1 protein-coding gene is annotated in these 312 nt (G+C 51.9%); it reads left to right on the forward strand.

The annotated features are described in order from the left end of the window. Positions 1-74: 74 nt before the first annotated feature. On the forward strand, positions 75-312 hold a 238-nt coding region (locus LZP69_RS16810), incomplete at its 3' end, for a transposase (RefSeq protein WP_234201694.1).

Consider the following 312-nt stretch of genomic DNA (forward strand, 5'->3'; position numbering starts at 1 on the left):
TGTAGTGGCATAGTGAATTTGGCCACCTGAATAGACGAAGTGATAGACTCACTTCCGGAAAAAAGGTGGTAGAAATGAAGAACACAAGACCGACATTCAGTGCAGAGTTCAAATTAGAAGCTGCGCAGCTGGTAACGAAACAGGGATACAGCATAGCTGAGGCTGCAAGCGCGATGGGCGTGAGCAATTCAGCCATGCGTAAATGGGTAAACCAGCTTCGACAGGAGCAGCAAGGCGTATCCCCCAAAGGCGCACCGCTCACCCCCGAGCAACAGCGGATCCGCGAGCTGGAGAAAAAACTCCGTCGCATTG

The sequence above is a fragment of the Shewanella sp. AS1 genome (genome assembly GCF_021412565.1).
GTDB lineage: Bacteria > Pseudomonadota > Gammaproteobacteria > Enterobacterales > Shewanellaceae > Shewanella.